Below are 19,138 nucleotides of genomic sequence, written 5' to 3' on the forward strand. Positions count from 1 at the left end.
AGTGCGTTATATTCATTTATGGAATATAGAAGCGCTGAATCCGCATTTCCCGCCCAATTCAGTGGGTTATATCCTTGTTTTTCTGTCATTGTTTTACTGTCGGAGAAGCATGAATGGCGAACATTGCAGTGCCCTCTTTTACCAGACGACTCTTTAATATTACGGCGCCCTGGCTGATTCCTGTTCTTCTGATAGTCATATGGGAAATCGCTTGTGATAAGGGGTGGCTATCCTCTCGGATCCTGCCGGCCCCTTCAGCTATCGTACTGGCTGGCTGGCATTTGGCTCAGGATGGCACACTTTTCAGCAACCTGTGGGCGAGTACACAACGCGCCCTTATAGGGTTAGTGATTGGCGGGGGCATAGGACTTGTGCTCGGGTTTCTGACAGGCTTGTCCGATATTGCAGCAAAACTGCTCGACAGCAGCCTGCAAATGATCCGTAACATCCCACATTTGGCGCTGATCCCATTGGTTATCCTGTGGTTTGGTATTGGCGAAACAGCAAAGGACTTTTTGGTCGCATTAGGCACCGTGTTCCCTATTTATCTGAACACCTACCATGGCATCCGCAATGTGGATCCGCAGTTGGTAGAGATGGCCAAAAGTTATGGTCTGAGAGGCATGCGCCTTTTCTGGCATGTCATTTTTCCCGGTGCCTTGCCGTCCATACTAGTCGGTTTACGCTTTGCACTGGGCATCATGTGGCTCACCCTGATCGTCGCAGAAACCATTTCATCTACCAATGGATTGGGTTATCTAGCGATGAATGCACGCGAATTTTTACAAACCGATATCGTACTTTTAACGATTGTGCTCTATGCCCTGCTTGGCAAAATCGCTGACCTTTTCGCGAAGGGGTTAGAGTTCTGGCTATTACGCTGGCACCCTGCTTTTCAGCGTCATCCCCGTTGAGTAGCCCCGTTATCAACCCTGTTATGTCACTGATAATCATTGCGAGCCTTTCACCATGAGCAATAAATCCCCGTTTCCAACACACCAGACTTCTTCGCTGGATCGCTCGACTTCCGATGACAGTCACGATTTTGATCAGGAAGCTGCAGAGGATCGCCTGTTGGGGGAGGAAGAAGCCCTCACCCGACAAAATCAGCCATCTCCGGTTACTTCGCCGCGGGCTTCAAGTGGCAGTCAACTGCGGACAGCTGATCAGCACTCAGCCACGCCATTTACAAAACAAAGTAATAATACAGGGCTATCACTTCAGCATGTGAGTCGTCATTTCGGTGATACACAGGTGCTGAACAATCTATCGCTGGATATTGCTGCCGGTGAAGTCGTTGCCATTATCGGGAAAAGTGGCTGCGGTAAGTCTACACTCCTTCGTTTACTGGCAGGGTTGGACGAAGCCAATAGTGGCACGTTGACTTGGAAAGAAGAGCCCATACGGCGCCAGACATCTCACATTCGTCTGATGTTTCAGGAACCGCGTTTGCTGCCATGGAAATCCGTTTTACAAAATGCCTCATTGGGCACAACAGAGGACATTGGGCGGAAGACGCTGGGCGAAGTAGGCTTGAGTGACCGTATGGACCGCTGGCCCTCACAGCTTTCAGGAGGCCAACGTTCACGTGTGGCATTGGCACGCGCATTGGCGCATAAACCCGAATTGCTCCTACTCGATGAACCATTGGGAGCTCTAGACGCACTGACGCGAAGTAGCATGCACGTGCTGATCGAGCGGTTATGGCGTGAATATGGCTTTACCCTGATATTAGTCACTCACGATGTGGCCGAAGCTGTCATGTTGGCCGACCGGGTTATCCTGCTGGATGCGGGTGAGGTAAAACTGGATTTGCACATTAATCTGCCCCGGCCTCGTTCCGCCACTGATACGCGCACTCTGGCCTATGAAGCTGAGCTATTGGAAGAGCTGACTCGTGATCCCTCTTTCAGCTAACGAATGTCACAATAAATTTGGATATTTCTCCAACTGCCCATAGATTATTCAAGAGCACCGTAAAATTCTCCACGAGTGAATCCTGCAGTGAACGGTATCCGCTACATGACAGTCAAAATTCGACTTGCCAGTAATACCAATATTCAACGAAGGGAGACACAGTATGTCAGCAACACTGGAATTCGCCGGCCACCAGTTACCCGCCATTGGGCAAGGGACCTGGCATATGGGCGATGGTATATATCCTGCGGAAGATGAAGTCAATGCTCTGCGCCTTGGACTGGATCTGGGTCTAACGCTGATTGATACCGCTGAAATGTATGGCAATGGCCGCTCTGAAGATATTGTGGGCAGGGCACTGAAAGGGCGCCGAAACGATGCCTATCTGGTCAGCAAGGTACTTCCCTCCAATGCGTCATTGAAAGATGTAAAACGTGCCTGTGAACGCAGCTTGTCATACCTGAATACCGATTATCTGGACATGTACCTGCTGCACTGGCGTGGAGGTACACCGCTGGAAGAGACCATTCAAGGCTTCGAAGAGCTCAAGCAGGAAGGCAAGATCCGTGAGTGGGGAGTCTCCAACTTCGACTCGGATGACATCAATGATCTGATCACTGCTGAAGGGGGCGATCACTGCAAAACCAATCAGGTGCTCTACAATCTGGGCTCACGCGGTATCGAGTTTGATTTACGTCCTCAATTACGCAAGCTAAACATTCCTGTCATGGCGTATTGCCCTGTCGCACAAGGAGGGAGCTACAGTCGGCACCTGCTTAACAACGAGACAGTACAGGATATCGCCAGTGAGCTGGGAATATCATCGACTCAGCTGCTCCTCGCGTGGGCAATTCGACCTGTAGAGGGAAAACGGGATGTTGTTGCGATTCCCAAGGCGGTGAATCCTTCGCATATCAGGGAAAATGCAAAAGCGCTGGAAGTTGACCTGACCTCAGAACAACTGCAGAGGCTGAACGAAGCCTTTCCTCCACCCAACCGTCGGGTCCCGCTCGATATCGTATGATACCGAACACTATAGCGACTCCAACAGATTGCTCAGGAAAAGCGGTTGCCCCCTACTTGGCGGCAACCTCGGTCGTAGCAACGTCAACAGCAACGGCTAAAAGCTAATTTTATAAGTAATGCCCAGTGGCAACGATATACGCCAAGGGCATTGCTTGTGCTGGAAACTTCATTATCAGGATAAGAAGAAGAAATGACAGGCAGAAATTTCACACTAGCCAGGGTATCAGCAGCACCCCACCTTCCTACTGAACAAAGCTAACTCAAGCACTCACAATTTCATCCAGTCGTGAACCACTCACCGCATCTGCCCCTAATCGCCACGCCAACTCCAGCGCCTTTGGCCCTTCCAGTGCCTGCAACCAGACCTTCAGTTTTTCTCCATGGGCACTTTGGATCCACTGATCCAACCGTGCCTGCAACAAACGATTGCGTAGCATCGCCTGAAGAAAATCCGGATCTGCCGCCACCCAGGATACTCCCATTTCTGCAAGCAAAGACCAATGAACGTGGTCCACCGGTAATCCTTCAACCAGCAACCGATACCCGCGCTGTTCAAAGCTCCGCACAGCGGCTCTGACGTGTTCATCCTCTATAAGCGATTGCGCCTGCATTCTGAGAATGATTTGACTGGGCTTGATGCCCAATTGCGTCAATAATTGCTCAAATACCTGACCGTGGGAGGTTTCCACTGCGCGCACATGCCACCAATGCACATCCATGATGATGGGCGCCAGTTCCTCTACCGGTACTTCCGTATGCTGCGCCAGATAGTGAAGCGTATGTAAAATGCGCAGAAAACGGTCAAGGAAGATGACCTCTTCTGACGCCCATGCCGAGTAGTACAACGCCTTTCGTTTCAGGGATTTTCCCTGATTATCACGAATATCAAGGTGGGATTCGTAAGCCACCGGTGTCGTCAGTTCACTGTTATAAAGCGCACTTTGACGTGAATGAACCGTTAATCCATTGATTTCACCACTGACCTCCCCCTTGGCCGAATCATAAAGATATCGCGCCTGATGCCGTGATTCAGCAGAACGGTTGAAATCATCAAGATGTTCATTGAAATAATTAACGACAGCGGTAAGGGGCATGGCAGCATCTCATTAGACGTAAAGTGCGGTTACTGTTCCATCTTTAATAATAGAACCATGTTCCTACAGCACAATGCTTAAGGGAAATATCTTACAGATATTCATTTATTCCCTTTAGGGCTAGCCTGGAGGTACATTGCCGGGATGCACCCTCCATACAATACCCATCACACAAAAAAAAAGCCCCACGAAGGGGCTTTGGAACATATTTGAGTACCGACGTGCCATGCGAAAACCAGAAAGGTTCATGATACCGCCATGGCCGCTATTCATGCGCGTCACTCATGTTTATACGGGCGATATCGCAGCGTCGCCCTATTGGCTAGCTGCTTGCATGACACGCTCATACATGGCTTGTGTCACAAAACCATCGGCAGCAAGACCATGCGCCTGCTGGAATTGTCGTAAGGCATTCTGTGTTGTGCGCCCAACGATGCCATCAGCGCCACCTGCATTAAAGCCCATTTGGTTGAGCGCACTCTGCATTTCTTTCTTCTGCGTACGGCTCACCAGATGCTCATAGCGCGGCCAACTTGCCTGCACCCCTGAGCCCCCGGCTACCTGCTGTGCCAACAGGCTGACGCCCAGCGCATAACTGGTCGAGTTGTTGTAACGGAGAATGGTTCGGAAGTTGTGCCCAATCAAAAAGGCCGGCCCATGGGCGCCTGCGGGAAGAAGAATGGACGCTTCATCCAACTGGGGCAAAGCACCACCATTCACTGAGCGTACGCCCATTTGTGCCCACTGTGCTACCGAGTGCTGCACGACACCATCCGCCTGCGCATAATTGAATGACGCCGGCAAGCGAACCTCTACCCCCCATGGCTGTCCACGCCGCCATCCATTGTGCTGAAGGAAATTTGCCGTTGAAGCCACCACATCAGGGATATCGCCCCAGATATCACGGCGGCCATCCCCATCGGCATCCACCGCGTAGGCCAGGAAGCTCGAAGGCATGAATTGCGTATTACCCATGGCGCCGGCCCATGAACCACGCATGCGTGAAGGTGCTATGTCCCCTTCCTGAATGATCTTGAGTGCATCCACCAGCTCGGATTTTGCCCAATTGGTTCGATGCCCTGTGTAAGCAAGCGTTGCAAGTGCATCCACGGTTGGATAATTGCCGAAGTTGGCACCATAATTACTCTCCATCCCCCAGATCGCCACGATGATAGACCCCGGCACACCATAACGAGCCTCAGACTGTGCAAGAACATCATGGTAACGTTCCATGAGTGTACGCCCGTGAGAAACACGCAGGGAAGAATCCGCAGTATCCAGATACTGCCATATGGGGCGAACAAACTCCGGTTGGGAAGAGGACAGGTGCGTAATGCTGGTTTGCAACTGTGCCGTACGGAAAGCATTGTCAAACGTGGTGGATGAAATCCCATGCGCCAGGGCATAAGCTCGGAAACCATTTATCCACTGTCTAAAGCCTGCCTGCGTATAATTCTGATCCGACTCATTGGATGCAGCATCACTCACGTTATTATTGGCAGAAGCACCGCTGGTGGTCTGCGTGGATAGCGCCCCTGTCATGCCACGAGCGCCACTGGTGGGAACAGTATTAGCCTGTGCACAACCGGCCAATGTCGCTAAAATTGAGCACCCTACCCCCAAACGGGTCAAGCGCTTGGAGAAACGTGCATTGGGAAATAACATCCCTGTCTTCATGACTGTGTTCCTTCTATCAAAAGTCTATAAACACTCATATCTAAAGTCTATAAACACTCAGCGCTTATAAACATCAACCGTTCATCAATGTGAATCACTATAAAGGGTATAAATTTTACAAGTGGATGCTCGCGCGAAATCACCACCTGAATCAGGTTGATCGGCCACACATCACATGTATCACATTGGACAAATTTTCGCGCAAATATGCTAAAAATTTTCTTCAGAATGAATACAGGCACTGAGTGATTGCATGTGATAAATAATTAAGTACTCCGATTCCTGTATACGTGAAGTACATCCTGTCGCCTTTCATGATGAACCGCCAAGGCGGATTTGCCAAACCAGCCTTGTGCCACTCTTTCAGGATATCCAACCAGAGTTTCCGCCATGCACACAAATACGCCCGCCACTGGAATCAGTGATGGGCGCAAATAAGATGACCGATGTCTGAAGGCTCGGTTACGTCACACGATTCTGTTTGATCAGTTCACCATTCGCCATACTCGCCTGGGAAACGCTACTATCGGCTGGTACGCTGCGCGTCAACCAGACATTTCCGCCAATAACGGTGCCTTTACCAATCGTGATGCGTCCAAGCAGTGTGGCGCCTGCATAGATCACCACATCATCTTCAATAATGGGATGACGCTCATGCCCTTTTTCGAGATGCCCATCTTCATGGGCAGGGAAACGTTTGGCCCCAAGCGTTACCGCCTGATAGATCCGCACGTTGTCACCAATAATCGCTGTTTCACCAATGACCACACCGGTGCCATGATCAATGAAGAAACTATTGCCAATGGTTGCCCCGGGGTGAATATCAATACCTGTCGTTGAATGTGCTTGCTCGGCAATGATACGTGCAAGCATCATCAGCCCCTGCTTATAGAAATAATGTGCCAAACGGTGGTGGATGATCGCTTCAACCCCCGGATAACATAGCAATACTTCATCGACGCTTCGTGCTGCAGGGTCGCCTCGATAGGCGGCGACAATATCGTCATCCAGCTTGGCACGAATAGCAGGCAACTCCTTTACGAACCCTTGAAGGATCTGTTCTGCACATTCACGACGCTGATGAGGACACGGATCACGCTGGCCTCTTCTGGCGGCATAATCAAGTTCCAGACGCGCTTGTTCGAAGAGCGTATTCATGGCCATATCGAGCGTGTAGCCAACATAAAAGTCTTCACTTTCTTCGCGCAGGTCCGCTGGCCCCAGCCGCATGGGGAAAAGTGCCTGAATAACAGCCGTAATTGCAGTACGAATCACATCTGGTGAGGGGAGCTCACGACCTGCCATTTCATTGGCACGTTGCTGCTCACTTCGCCATTTGGAACGACGCTGCCTCAACTCAGCGACAGTATCCTCCAAATGCCAGTTAATATGGGGAGTTGACTCCTCCAGTGAAGAAGGTCGTGGTATCGACATATTGAAACGTCTCTTGAGAAATCCTTGTGGAATAATATCACCAAGCATAGAGAATCCTCACGCTGATCTAAAGCTTATTGTTCAGGTTCACTCACTTCCACGACACTTCTTCATCATGTCAATCGCCTGTTACTACTTTGACTCAGTTGTTTGGGTGCTCAGATTCAGGAAGCAGAAAAAGCTGATTGACGTTCACGGGACGCGGAATGAGATGCTGCTTTGAAAAGGCATCTGCAACCGCCTGCTGACTTTCAATGATCTGCTTGTTCAGCGGAATAACGTCGTAATCCACCTTTTTCTGCCACTCATCGATGACCTCTACTGGAAGACCAAGCTGGTGTATCAGTATCTTGTTCACCTGCTGACGGTGCTGGTTCGCCCACTCTGAGGTCGAGTTTATCTGCCGCATAAGGGCAGCCAACACCTTGGGATGTTGTTTCACAAGATTGCCAGAAGCCTCATAAAAACTGTAAACCGGCTTCAATCCCTTATAATCCGCCAATACTCTCGCGTGTAAATCATGCTCAGCCGAAGACAGATAAGGCTCCCAGATGACCCATGCATCTACATTGTCATTGGTAAACGCAGCGCGGGCGTCGGCGGGTGCCAGATAGGCGGGTGTAATATCACTGAACGATAGTCCGGCTTTTTGCAATAGCGCAAGCAGCTGGAAATTTGAACTGGAGCCTTTCTGCAGGGCAATCCGCTTACCTTTCAACTGGCTCACCGAAGTGATGGAGGAACCTTGCGGCACGATAATGGCTTCACCATTAACCGGTACTTTGACAGCGCCCACATAGTAGAAGTTGATCCCGGCCGCCTGGGCAAAAATGGGCGGTGGTGCCCCAGTCGCTCCAAAATCAATGCTGCCTGCATTCAGAGCTTCCAGCAGTTGAGGGCCTGCAGGAAATTGATTCCATGTGACATGAATTCCCTGCGAAGCGAGTTCCTTTTGCAGCGTTCCCTGTTCACGAATAACCGAGAGAACACCACTCCCCTTCTGATATCCGATATTCAGCGTTTCGTCAGCATGTACGTAACTACCGCATAACAGTGTTGTTAACGTCGCAATACCTGTTAAAGCCAGTATTTTTGAACGAAACGAATGTAATGAAACCATTGGCAAAGTACTCCATGTCACCTCATTTCTCTCTGATATAGTTTATCCAGAGGAAATGGACGCTCTTATGTAGGGATAAAGTGTATGACTTGGCAAACGCCTCTCGAAGTGGGGTTGGTCACACTCAATGTTTCATGTAAACCAACCCTGCTTTGCACCACATGGCGTTTTGCCTGTTTCCACTTACAACTTGCATGCCAACGGTAACTTTTTGATATATAGGGATAAAATAGCCGATTGTTTTTCCCACTAGCAGAAAATCCAACAGGAAAGTGTTCGATATGTTGAATGTCTTACAGAGGAAATACCCCGGTGCCCACGTCTGGGCCTTTGGTGATTCACCCGACATGGCAAACGCATTGGCCGAGCTTGTGGCAAAAGGTATAAAAACCGCAACAAGTTGTGCCTATAGTGAATATGTACAGGAGGGCCGCCCTTTTTCGGTTGGGGACTATCACATCATCCTGGATGGCAATGACATACCTGTCTGTGTCATTAGAGTGATTCGACACACACTATTTACTTTTGACAGTGTAGGAGAGGATTTCGCTTATAAAGAGGGAGAAGGCGATCGTTCACTCGCCTATTGGCGAGAAGAGCATCAACGCTTCTTTGAGGGAATGAAGGTAATTAATGGCGCAGGCGAATCGGTGAGTGCATTCAGCCCAACCATGGAAATACTCGGTGAAGAGTTTGTAGTGATCGAGCAGTTAAGCTGACACTCATTACGATGAACGTATCCCAACGTTAAAAACAAAGACACTCATAAAAGAAACATTTCATTGAAGAGCCAATGCTTCAGTTATTAGCCGGATGAGATACGCCCAACCTACTTGCCAAGGCTAACGCCGAGGGCGGGTTCTCCCCTGCACCGCTTTAAAGCGTGGATTGCTTTTGCAAATGACATAGAGCCGACCACGACGCTTAACTACCTGGCAATCGGGGTGGCGCTTTTTTGCAGATTTGAGAGAAGACAGTTTTTGCATGATGAAATTCCGACGATTCACAGAGAGGATTAGTTCCATAATTAATATGTTATAACATAACCAATAAGAATACCAACCCGAAACTTGATTCTCCGGCCAATAGCCCCTCCCTACCCTCTCACGGAGACGCCTTTGAAAGCCAAATTATTATATCCTGGATTCACCGTTTGGCCTTCAAAGGCATATCTTCCTTCACTTTACCTTCTTTTCAGATACCCGCGATTCAGGTAACCGCAATCCACTAAAAGTACCCGTCCAAGTCTATTGGGTTACGTGCACGGGAATCACCGCGCCCTTGTAGGTTTGCTGGATATAACGTGCAACTGCCGGGGAAGATAGCTCTTCAGCAAGGCGTTTGATACGCGGATCATTCACTTCATTGGCTCTTACCACCAGCACATTGGCATAGGGGTTATCTTTTGCCTTCTCAAGGAGGAGTGAATCCCTGGCGGGATTCAGGCCAGCCTCCAGCGCAAAGTTGCCATTGATAATAGCCGCGCCAAAGTCGGGTAATGCTCTCGCCAACAAGGCAGCATCGGTGGGCACGATCTTGTAGTGATGAGGGTTACTGACAATGTCATTCTGTGTAATAGACAAATAGTTAACGCCTTTCTTGAGCTGCAGCAGCCCATTGGCTTGAAGCAAAAGCAAAGCACGTGCCAGGTTAGTCGTATTGTTGGGAACGCCTATTGTAGCGCCATCCGGAATTGTTTTTACCGAATGATAGCGGGAAGAATACAACCCCAATGGTTCAAGATGAACGGTAGCCACGACTTTCAACGGGGTAGATAGATGCTTTTGGTCTTCCTTCAGAAACGGTACATGTTCGAAATAGTTGGCATCTATATCACCCGAAGCAAGCGGTTGATTAGGGTCCATCTGCCCCGTTATCTCAATGATATCCATACGGGGGGCATCCTTGAAATGATGCTCCACAAAACGAAGAATATCGGCATGCGGATTGGGGGATGCCATTATTTTCAGCGTTGCTTCATGTGCTTCCGTGGCTTTCAGATAGAGTCCCAAACCAGCCAACACCAGCACCGCTACCCCTGCGACCTTCGCTTTATTCTTGAACATCATGCGACCCCCTACGTTATTTTCGAGGCTTAATGCCCCTTGTTCAGTGCTGCGTATTGTTGTGGATAATGACGCTCAGCAACGTCTGTATGGGAACGCAATCGCCCTTTGATGGCATTGGGTCCGATTTCTATAAACAAAGGATTTTCCGGATCACTTTCCGGCCCATTGGCTAATACCGCCAAATGTTCGGGAAGCGGCAACAGTGGGACATTACCGTCCAGTGAAGGGGACAGGAAATACCCGATCGAATAGCGGACAACCCCTTCTGGGGGTGTCACAACACGGTGATTGGTAGCGCGCAGATAGCCATTGGTGGCCAACTCCAGAATTTCACCAATATTGATGATGAACGTGCCCGGCAACGGTGGAACATCCAACCACTCATGATCGCGCTCAACCTGTAAGCCGCCATGATGATCCTGATGCAGCAACGTTAGAATACCGGCATCCTTGTGTGCACCAACGCCCTGCCTAAGCGTCGGATCATTACTGCCCGGATAACGTATCAGTTTCAGTAATTGCGCAGGAGTGCCCGAAATTAGACTATCCAACGCATCTTCCGGCTGTTCCAATGCCTCTGCAAAGGCATGCAGCAATCGAATGGCAATACTGCGCAACTGAGCCGACCAGGCTAATGTCACATCCTTCAGCTCAGGCAATTCCGCAGGCCACTGATTAGGGCCTTGCAACCGTTTCCACACAGGAAGATCGGGAGTTTCCTCAAGAGCAGGCAGCTCTACACCAATATCAATCTGCTCACGGCGATCCGGGCGCTGGCGTGTTATCTCGTGCCCTGTGGCGGTATAACCACGAAAATGGGGCGAGTTAGCCATACGAATGGCATCCTTTTGCGCTTGGGGAAGCGCAAAAAAACGTTTGGCAACCGTTTCGATTTCCTCTACCTGTTCGGTACTTACTCCATGACCTGTCAGATAAAAAAAGCCGACTTCACGCGCGACCTTCCCCAGACGCTGAATGAAAGCATCGCGTTTGGTTTCGTCATCCAGTTCGCGTAAATCCAGTACGGGCAACGCGGTATTTTCATAGTCAGTAGACATGTAAACTCCTTGTCCAATGCGTTTGCCATGCGTTACAGCACGGCAATAAGGGTCGTAGCTGTAGAGCGGCCCTGAGCTATCGTCGATACGCCGCTGCAGGATGGCGGTTCGGCAAATGATCCCCTTCCCCAAATAACCGGTCGCGCAAGCTTAAGGGCGATGAGGCTGAGGCATCCGATGCCTGCCGAGCATCGTCGGAGAGCCGCCCTCTGGACTTCAGTTCCGGTGTCACATAGCGTACAAAATCATCGTAGCATTCGGGAACCACTGTTCTAGCCAAATTGAAGCCATCCACCCCTACTTCATCAACCCAGTGTTCCAGTTGGTCGGCCACTGTTACACCACTTCCTACCATCGGTGTATAGCGCCCTCCCAGTGCATAATGTGAGAGCAACTCCCTGCGTGTAATGGGCTTACTCGCATTCTCAACATTATCTACCGCAGACTGGATCGCATTCCGGTTACCTTTACGTATCGGTTCGTCCAGTTCATAACGGGAAAAATCGATCCCCGTACTGGCTGAGAAGTGAGCTATTCCGGCTTCGGCACTGGCGTAACGCTGATACTCAAGGTAACGTTCCTCTGCTTCCTTGTCAGTGGCACCCACAATAGCCGTTGCGCCCGCCAATATCTTGATATCATCCGCTCGACGCCCGGCCGCAACGGCCTGTTCACGAATTTGTTTGACCAACGCTTTGGCTTTTTCCTCTTCCTGCATGGAGATGAAAACACATTCAGCATGCCGAGCTGCAAAGGCCTGCCCACGTGCAGAGCTTCCTGCCTGAAACAGCACTGGGGTACGCTGCCGTGAAGGTTCACTCAAGTGATACCCTTGTACGCGATAGAATTCGCCCGAATGTTCGACCGGATGAATTCGGCTGGCATCAGCGAAGGTACGATTCGCCTTGTCTCTTAATACCGCATCATCTTCCCAGCTGCCTTCCCACAGCTGATACACCACGGACATGAACTCTTCGGCTTGATCATAACGACGATCATGGTCCGCCAGGCCGCTTTCTCCCATGGCACGTGCTGCACTGTCCAGATAGCCGGTCACGATATTCCACCCAACCCGGCCTCGTGTCAGATGATCCAGCGTGGAGAAACGCCTTGCGAAGGTATAAGGCGTTTCGTAACTCAAGTTCACTGTAATGCCAAAACCCAAATGCTGCGTCACGCTAGCCATCGCCGGTACCAGCAATATGGGATCATTAACGGGCAGCTGAATTGATTCCGCCGCCGTCAGATCGATATTTCCCTGATAAACATCATAAACCCCAAGGATATCTGCCAGAAACAGGGCATCAAAACCGCCGCTTTCCAGTGTTCTAGCCAACGATTGCCAATATTCCAACGTGTTATATTCAATCGAAGTATCACGCGGATGTGCCCACAGGCCGTGATTGATATGCCCGACACAATTCATATTGAATGCGTTTAGAAGTACGGGCTTGCGATTCTTCTCTACAGAAGCCGCCATAGCAGTGTCCGATCAATTAAAAATGAATGTCGATACCTTACCTCAAGCAACAGGTATGCCACTCATAACGCATTGTTTTAAAAGGAAAGAAAGGAAACCCAGGGGCAATTGATGAAAGAAAGGCAACAACTGAAAAAAGAAGTGTCGGATTCTAAACAGACAGGAACAGACAACGTGAACCTGTAAAGATGAATCATAAAAAAACGAACCCTATGGGGGTTCGTTTTTTAGTGTCAATGTCGCTCCTGGATTCACCCGGAGCATTCATTTACGTAATCAGGCAGAAACCATCGCATGGGTGGCAACTGTCTGAATGCAGGCTTGCGCGGCTTCCTGCCCTTTCTTGATGAAATGCTGTTGGAAGAAGTTCGCATGATCCGCATGTTCATGGAAGTGATGAGGCGTCAAAACGACAGAGAACACGGGGACTTCAAACTCCAGATTAACGTCCATCAATGCCTTGATAACAGCATCTGAAACGAAATCATGACGATAAATACCACCATCCACGACAAACCCTGCAGCCACAACGGCAGAGTAGCGGCCGCTTTTTACCAGCTTCTTCGCCAGTAAGGGAATTTCAAAAACACCCGGTACTTCAAAGCGATCAATATCATCACGATTAAAGCCCTGGCGTTCGTACTCTTCAATAAAGCCCACCCGAGCATTGTCAACGATATCAGCGTGCCAACCGGCCTGAATAAAGGCCACACGCGTACCACCATTATTTGTTGATTCCGAAGACTGGGTGAAGGGGGTTTCAACAGACTGATTCATGGTTTTCTCTTCCTGTTTTCTCTTCTATTAAGAAGAATCCAGAGGGCCAGAATCAGGGCTAAAACAAATGACGAGCCATCACTTGCGTGTTGGTGTATTTCGACATTGCTTCTCTTTCATCCGGACTTTAACCGTCGGCTTCGGAATCTCACCGAATCTGCTGTCCCTGTAACGAAAATGGCTACAGGCGCTCGCGGGCTGACGTACCTCTTTACGAGTACGATTACCGCCGGTGGGGAATTTCGCCCCGCCCTGAGAACATTTGCGTAGCATCATTTCAATGATTGGCTACGTAGTTATTACTATGCTCGTACTAGACGAAAGAATCAATCCTGTGTCTATAACTGTTTACTATGAGTTATATCCCAAAAGGTATTAATGCGGCTTCGATCTTTTGCACTATCCCTCCTTTTCCTTTCTCGTTCTTTTCCTTTCTCGTTCCCCTCCCCTGCATGCTATTTCAGCGTCATATTGTTCTTTAAGAGGAAGGTACCGTCCTGCATTAACCTTGTCTCTGCAGGCTCAATCTACCACTGGAGTCGAACAATCTCTTTACACAGGACAACTTGGCCCCTCGATAAAGCGCCACCATTTTAAAAGCCACGTTATTCACCGTAGTTTCATAAATACGATCAATATGACTTGTCATACATCGAATTTTATCTGACCATTGTCAGATAAATCACATTACAAAGATGATTAGATATGACAACGGATCAACATTCATCGGTGAGCGCTTCCTCCAAATACTCAAGGAAAACCTTCGGCACCACATCTGTTTCGCCCTCGGACATTGAAAAGATCCGGCGCTTTCAACGTGCTGTCACAACGGAAGTAGGTGCACTGGATGCTTCATTCCTGGGACGGGGGCGCCCATTGGGGCCTGCACGCGTCATCAATGCCATCGGCAATGGAATCACAGAGGTCGCCAATATTCGTGACTATCTCAAGCTGGATTCAGGCTTGATGAGTAGACTGCTGCGTAGTCTGGAGGAAGAAGGCATGGTGAACGTCACGCCTTCAGAAGCAGACTCACGGCGTCGATGCGCACATTTAACCGCACTGGGTAAAGAGGAATATATTGCTTATGAGTCGCTTTCCAACCAGCGCATTCAGGCACTGCTGGAAAAGCACGCCCACCCTGAAAAACTAGTGGCTGCAATGGCGCTAATCGCCACAGCGTTAGGACGGGAGCAGTTTGAATTCAAAGCGGTAGATCCGGCGGATGTTGAGGCCCAACGCTGTATGCATGCCTACTATGATGAATTGGCGGCCTGCTTTCCCCAGGGATTCGATGTATCGCTGTCATGCGATCCTGACCAGGCCGATATGCGCCCGCCCAAAGGTAGTTTCGTACTGGGATTTTCCGATGGCTGCCCGATTGCCTGTGGTGGTTTGAAGGGAACAAACAAAGGCTATGCTGAAATCAAGCGCATATGGGTAGCGCCTGAAGCAAGGGGGCTGGGTGTTATTCATTCACTCATGAATGTTTTAGAGGAAACAGCCAAATCGCTCGGCTATTCGAAATTACGACTGGATACAAATAGTGTATTGATCAAGGCGGTTTCGTTTTATCGCAAGCATGGCTGGCATGAAATAGACCGTTTCAATGATGATCCGTATCCGGATCTGTTTTTTGAAAAAATCATTGCGCCCAGCACGGAGTAAGGAGACGAAATAATATGCGCGAAATAGTGTGCTTCTCAAGATAGCGTAAAGATATCGTCTGAATAATAGGGAAAAGGCTGCCGACACTGTTTCTCACCTTACGGAAAAAGTGCGGTCAGCCTCTCTCAATCCCTCATATCCGCCCATCTGCTTTTCTCAGGAGCGACTTTCCTCGAAATCTACCTTCCTCGAAAACTATCTTCCTCGAAATCTACGCTCTCGGCATCAACCTCTCAGACGAATATCTCAGAGAAAACGTTCACCTCTAAATCCCGAAACGAGCACACATATCGACATGCATTAACGGTTACGCAGATATGCTACCGAACGATCACCGACAATTTGAATAGCGCACACTGCCACAATCAATATAGCAATCACAATCGCCATCACTGTGGTGTCATAGCGTTGATAACCATAGCGTATGGCCAAATCTCCCAATCCACCGGCACCGATCGCACCGGCCATGGCAGAGGCACCAATCATCGCTACTATCGTAATAGTGAAACCACCGATAATCCCCGGTAATGCCTCAGGAATCATCACCCGAAAAATAATAGCCAAGGGTTTTAATCCCATCGCCTGAGCGGCTTCTACCACACCGCTATCCACCTCACGCAGACTCACTTCTACCACTCGCGCAAAGAAAGGCGTTGCACTAAAGCTGATGGGAACGATAGCGGCCCATACTCCAATGCTCGTACCCACTATCAAACGCGTTAATGGAATAAGGGCCACCAACAGAATTATGAAGGGGGTTGCACGAAAGGCATTGATCACCCAGGCCAGAGGGCGGTTCAGCCAAGTGGCCTGAAAGATACCGCCGCGCGCAGTCGTCACTAACAGGACGGCCAGCGGAATACCGATACACCAGACGATAATACCGGACACAATCACCATGGTCAGTGTGTCTTCACCTGCATTAAGGAGATCACTCCACATGCCGTCATACATAGCCCAATACCTCCGTACTGACATCCAGGTGGCTCAACGCTGTGTGAATGTGATTCATGGATACCGTTTCCGCATCAATGGCACCTTTAGGGGTGATACCAAATAACAGGCGACCTTGTGCATGCCCCTGAAGCCGATCGATGTTGCCACTCAGCAGATGCGCATGTTGCCCCAGGGCATTGGCAATGGTGAATACGTCCACATCGGCATCGCCACCGTGCTGGCGCCCCACGTCCAGTTGCAACACCAAGGTGGGATGATCCTTGTCACGCTGCGACTGTACTCTTTTCTGTAAATCAAAGGGTAAGGTAACCTGCAGCGGTGCCAGCAGTGTTTGTGTCACCGAATCCTGAGGTGTCCCGAATACACGCCAAATGGGGCCCTCTTCACGCAATTCCCCCTGATCCAGAACAGCCACACGATCACACACTGCACGGATCACAGACATCTCGTGCGTGATCAATACAATTGTTAATCCCAGCCGTTGATTGATATCACGCAAAAGATCAAGGATGCTGCGTGTGGTAATCGGATCCAGTGCAGAAGTAGCCTCATCACACAGCAGAATTTCCGGTTCCAGCATCAGCGCCCGTGCGATACCTACGCGCTGTTTCTGACCACCGGACAACCGTGCCGGGTATACATCGGCCTTTCCTTCCAGGCCAACCAGTGCCAAGAGTTCATCTACACGCTTTTTAATGGCCGATGAATCAAGACCCGCGGCACGCGCCGGAAGTGCCAGATTCTCGAAAACCGTTTTGGAGCGAAGAAGATTGAAGTGCTGAAAAATCATACCAATACGTTGACGCAACCTGATAAGTTCCGCACTTTTCAGCGTATTGATATTGGTGTTATCGATTTCAATTTCACCACTATTGATATTTTCCAGACGATTAATTGTACGGATCAGGCTGGATTTCCCGGCACCACTGCGCCCAATAATGCCGAATATTTCCCCCTGACGAATGGTCAGGTCGATGTGGCGTAATGCTTGTACCGGGCCAGACGAGGCCTCGTAATGTTTGGATACATCACGAAATACAATGTGCGGTCGCCCCACCTCCTTCTGAAGGTCAGGCCCATATCGTAGCCGAGAAGCATCGAGGGTAGGCGGCGTAGAAGCCCCGTGTGGATAGGCATCCGTAGGCGTGACCCCATCCTGCTCTTCCGCACTCAACAGATGGTCATAAGCACCACCATTCGAGCGTAATTCATAGTTGGACGCCATGCATGGCCCTCCTTGGTACAAACCTTGTAGGCGACTCAGTGGGTCACTGACCACCTCATCACTCAATATGTATGTACTTGGGCAGGGGCAACTTTTGTGCCAAGGGTAACGTTTTGATTTATATGGAAAATGGTCTGAAGGCTGGTCGACAGGTGCCGAATTATCATCAAAAAAGTGAAGCAGCTGATGTTTTTACAACAGTTTAGTCACATCTGACAGAAGAGCGGCTCACCCACCTCCCCTGATGATATCGGCCGATAGCCGGATCGATTCGCCTCATACAGCGAATCCACAACTGAGGGTATGACAATCGCTATATCTGCGCAGTTTTATCCAGGCAGGCCTATCGACAGTCAATACTGGGATTGGCACATGAGCGGCAGCCTTACGTGTCACTCACATGGGCAGGCGTGTTAGGGAAAGCCTGTTTGTCACCTTGTATGATGGTCATTCCGACAAGGACCAGCACAATGGAAACAACCGCCAGGTGCGCAATACTCAAATAGGCAATCAATTGACCGCCCACCGTTGCCCCAAGAAATATTCCCACATTACAGCAGCTATTGATGGCCGCACTGGTCACATCCGAAGATGCAATACGGGTCGACATGGCACCCGACATCGCAATAGGCACCATGGAAGAGAACCCGGCTCCCCAAACAATCGCCCCAATAGTCACCAATGAGATTGACGAGTGGGCAAAACATACCGGCAACATTCCCAAAATCATTGCGATAGCCCCCGCAAAAGCCCCACGGCGAGGGTTCCTGTCCACGACCTTGCCTGAATACCAGACGCCCAACAGGCTTGCGAAACTGATGATCAGCAATACCAGTCCGATCCATGCTTCTGCCAACCCATGTTCTACCAGTATGGGTGCCATGAAGGTATAGAGCAGGTTCCGCGCTGTAAACATCACGGTAGTGACGGAGATCGCCCAAAAGAACGTTTTGGCGGCTCCCGTGATCGGGGCCTGGGATTTACGTTGACTCTCTTCATCTTCAGCAGAAATCCGTGGTAAATAACGCATAAGAAGGAACATGCCGATCAAACCAATCAATGCGGTGATCACCAGCGTCAACCGCCACCCGATCCAGCCACCCAACGCCGCCGTCGCGGGCATGCCTACTACCGAACCGATTGATGCCCCTGAAAATACCAGTGTGATGGCTCGCCCCCTGTATTTGGCACTTACCATACGGGCGCCATAAGCAGGCGCCATTGACATTGTTATACAATGGGCCACACCACCGATCATTCGCCCCGCACACAATATCCAGAAGTTGGGCGCAACGGCGCCAATCAGGTTACACACCATATAGGCCAGTGCAGCGACGACCATCATCCTTTTGCGATCAAAAATACTGGAGAGGCGTGTCAATGGTACAGCACAGACCGCCACAATAATGGCGTAGGCACCCATGGCCAAACCTACATGGCCAACCTCCATATGAAAGGTCTTGGCGATGTCGAGAATCAGTGCAACGGGAGCCAATTCTGTGGTCAGCGCCATAAAGGTCGTGGCGCAGAGGATCATCAATCCACGTGAATGTTCTTTTGAAAGTTCTGCGGTAAACATGAAACGGCCAGTATGAAAAATGTCTGAAGTGAAGAGGTCTGGATCGGAGAAAAAGAA

The 19,138-nt window shown here is 49.9% G+C and carries 17 protein-coding genes and 1 riboswitch; of the genes, 5 read left to right on the top strand and 12 right to left on the bottom strand.

Translation table 11 applies throughout. From position 1 onward, the window contains the following. Positions 1-113 precede the first annotated feature (113 nt). The 3 genes from ssuC (at position 114) to LMG33818_RS10785 (ending at position 2,941) form a co-directional block, all read left to right on the top strand. The gene (gene ssuC, locus LMG33818_RS10775) at positions 114-914 is read left to right on the top strand and encodes an aliphatic sulfonate ABC transporter permease SsuC (protein ID WP_442323396.1); all 801 of its coding nucleotides are present in this window, start codon (positions 114-116) and stop codon (positions 912-914) included. A 55-nt stretch (positions 915-969) separates the two neighbouring features. Further along, positions 970-1,917, top strand: coding sequence for an ABC transporter ATP-binding protein (locus LMG33818_RS10780; RefSeq protein ID WP_442323397.1), 948 nt, complete (start codon positions 970-972; stop codon positions 1,915-1,917). A 163-nt stretch (positions 1,918-2,080) separates the two neighbouring features. Next, on the top strand, positions 2,081-2,941 hold the full coding sequence (locus LMG33818_RS10785; protein WP_442323398.1) for an aldo/keto reductase: 861 nt from the start codon (positions 2,081-2,083) through the stop codon (positions 2,939-2,941). A gap of 262 nt (positions 2,942-3,203) precedes the next feature. On the opposite strand, the gene LMG33818_RS10790 is transcribed toward LMG33818_RS10785, so the two are convergent. The 4 genes from LMG33818_RS10790 to LMG33818_RS10805 form a co-directional block, all read right to left on the bottom strand. Then, entirely contained in the window at positions 3,204-4,037 is an 834-nt protein-coding gene (locus LMG33818_RS10790; RefSeq protein ID WP_442323399.1) for an EAL domain-containing protein, read from the bottom strand. 315 nt (positions 4,038-4,352) lie between these two features. Next, complete coding sequence (locus tag LMG33818_RS10795; RefSeq protein WP_442323400.1) at positions 4,353-5,714, bottom strand: lytic murein transglycosylase; 1,362 nt, start codon at positions 5,712-5,714, stop codon at positions 4,353-4,355. Positions 5,715-6,176: 462 nt separating this feature from the next. After that, positions 6,177-7,148: a serine O-acetyltransferase EpsC gene (gene epsC / locus LMG33818_RS10800; protein ID WP_442323401.1), complete on the bottom strand. Its 972-nt coding sequence runs from the start codon at positions 7,146-7,148 to the stop codon at positions 6,177-6,179. A 142-nt stretch (positions 7,149-7,290) separates the two neighbouring features. Further along, a complete protein-coding gene (locus LMG33818_RS10805) occupies positions 7,291-8,268 on the bottom strand; it encodes an aliphatic sulfonate ABC transporter substrate-binding protein (protein ID WP_442323402.1) in 978 nt (325 codons plus the stop codon). A gap of 281 nt (positions 8,269-8,549) precedes the next feature. On the opposite strand from LMG33818_RS10805, the gene LMG33818_RS10810 reads away from it, so the two are divergent. Then, positions 8,550-8,987: an ASCH domain-containing protein gene (locus tag LMG33818_RS10810; RefSeq protein ID WP_442323403.1), complete on the top strand. Its 438-nt coding sequence runs from the start codon at positions 8,550-8,552 to the stop codon at positions 8,985-8,987. A gap of 123 nt (positions 8,988-9,110) precedes the next feature. On the opposite strand, the gene ykgO is transcribed toward LMG33818_RS10810, so the two are convergent. From ykgO to LMG33818_RS10835, 5 genes are all read right to left on the bottom strand, one after another. Then, positions 9,111-9,254 (bottom strand): type B 50S ribosomal protein L36, encoded by a 144-nt coding sequence (gene ykgO / locus LMG33818_RS10815; protein WP_442323404.1) that lies wholly within the window; start codon positions 9,252-9,254, stop codon positions 9,111-9,113. 261 nt (positions 9,255-9,515) lie between these two features. Then, entirely contained in the window at positions 9,516-10,337 is an 822-nt protein-coding gene (locus LMG33818_RS10820; protein ID WP_442323405.1) for a MetQ/NlpA family ABC transporter substrate-binding protein, read from the bottom strand. Positions 10,338-10,363: 26 nt separating this feature from the next. Further along, positions 10,364-11,395, bottom strand: a complete 1,032-nt coding sequence (locus tag LMG33818_RS10825) for an isopenicillin N synthase family dioxygenase (protein ID WP_442323406.1) — start codon at positions 11,393-11,395, stop codon at positions 10,364-10,366. 76 nt (positions 11,396-11,471) lie between these two features. After that, positions 11,472-12,875 (bottom strand): LLM class flavin-dependent oxidoreductase, encoded by a 1,404-nt coding sequence (locus LMG33818_RS10830; RefSeq protein WP_442323407.1) that lies wholly within the window; start codon positions 12,873-12,875, stop codon positions 11,472-11,474. Positions 12,876-13,151: 276 nt separating this feature from the next. After that, positions 13,152-13,652 carry a 6,7-dimethyl-8-ribityllumazine synthase gene (locus LMG33818_RS10835; protein WP_442323408.1) on the bottom strand — a complete coding sequence of 167 codons (501 nt, stop codon included), beginning with the start codon at positions 13,650-13,652 and terminating at the stop codon, positions 13,152-13,154. A 104-nt stretch (positions 13,653-13,756) separates the two neighbouring features. Then, positions 13,757-13,916: riboswitch (FMN riboswitch) on the bottom strand. A 441-nt stretch (positions 13,917-14,357) separates the two neighbouring features. On the opposite strand from LMG33818_RS10835, the gene LMG33818_RS10840 reads away from it, so the two are divergent. Next, positions 14,358-15,320, top strand: coding sequence for a bifunctional helix-turn-helix transcriptional regulator/GNAT family N-acetyltransferase (locus tag LMG33818_RS10840; RefSeq protein WP_442323409.1), 963 nt, complete (start codon positions 14,358-14,360; stop codon positions 15,318-15,320). Positions 15,321-15,620: 300 nt separating this feature from the next. Here LMG33818_RS10840 and LMG33818_RS10845 read toward each other — a convergent pair whose 3' ends face one another. The 3 genes from LMG33818_RS10845 to LMG33818_RS10855 all read right to left on the bottom strand — a co-directional run bounded on the left by LMG33818_RS10845 (position 15,621) and on the right by LMG33818_RS10855 (position 19,081). Continuing rightward, on the bottom strand, positions 15,621-16,274 hold the full coding sequence (locus LMG33818_RS10845) for a methionine ABC transporter permease (protein ID WP_442323410.1): 654 nt from the start codon (positions 16,272-16,274) through the stop codon (positions 15,621-15,623). Beyond that, complete coding sequence (locus LMG33818_RS10850; RefSeq protein WP_442323411.1) at positions 16,267-17,502, bottom strand: methionine ABC transporter ATP-binding protein; 1,236 nt, start codon at positions 17,500-17,502, stop codon at positions 16,267-16,269. The genes LMG33818_RS10845 and LMG33818_RS10850 overlap by 8 nt, the downstream gene beginning before the upstream one ends. A gap of 385 nt (positions 17,503-17,887) precedes the next feature. Further along, a complete protein-coding gene (locus tag LMG33818_RS10855; protein WP_442323412.1) occupies positions 17,888-19,081 on the bottom strand; it encodes an MFS transporter in 1,194 nt (397 codons plus the stop codon). Positions 19,082-19,138: the final 57 nt, after the last annotated feature.

It is taken from the genome of Cernens ardua, assembly GCF_051251085.1.
GTDB classification, from domain to species: domain Bacteria; phylum Pseudomonadota; class Gammaproteobacteria; order Pseudomonadales; family Halomonadaceae; genus Cernens; species Cernens ardua.